The sequence below is a fragment of the Paenalicyclobacillus ferrooxydans genome (genome assembly GCF_001399675.1).
In the GTDB taxonomy this organism is placed as follows: Bacteria; Bacillota; Bacilli; order Alicyclobacillales; family Alicyclobacillaceae; genus Alicyclobacillus_B; species Alicyclobacillus_B ferrooxydans.
In genome coordinates this window covers 1-628 of sequence record NZ_LJCO01000106.1, presented here as the reverse complement: position 1 = coordinate 628, position 628 = coordinate 1, and the positions used below count along the sequence as shown (strand labels likewise).

Here is a 628-nt window from a genome sequence, read left to right as displayed (position 1 = left end):
ATTGGACTGAAAAAGGCCACGAAGCAATTAGGTCGCATTAACCTAGTCGACTCTTCCACCATAACGCTGTGTTTGTCCCAATACCCTTGGGCCCTGTATCTTCCGACCCATGCTGGTGTCAAATTACACTTACGGCTGGCTTTCGTAGACGGGCTTGTACACCCAGATAAGGCTATCCTAACTCCAGCGAAGCCGTCCGACCGGACGCAGATGGACAGTCTTATTGAACTGGACAGGGATGCACTTTACATATTTGACCGTGGCTACGTCGATTACCGAAAGTTTGATGAGTACTGTCGTGGGGGAACGCGTTTTGTCACCCGACTCCGATACAATACAAGCATTGCTGAAACGTACGAGAGAAGGACGATACCACAGGGGTCACCTGTTCTTCGGGACGATGTGGTAAGGATCGGCTCATCCGCCTCTCGGAGTATGACTCATCCAACGCGTTGGATAGAGACGTTGGACAGTGAAGGTAATTTGATTATTATCCTGACCAACGACCTGACCATGGATGCTGTCGAGATTGGCGATTTGTATAGGAGACGCTGGCAAATCGAGCTGTTCTTTAAATGGATTAAGCAGCACTTGAAGGTAAAAAGCATGTATGGGAAGAGTGAGAATG

At 48.7% G+C, this 628-nt stretch carries 1 protein-coding gene; it reads left to right on the top strand.

All coding sequences use genetic code 11. The annotated features are described in order from the left end of the window. Positions 1-628: IS4 family transposase (locus tag AN477_RS22675; protein ID WP_169787944.1), on the top strand; the 628-nt coding region annotated here is incomplete at both ends.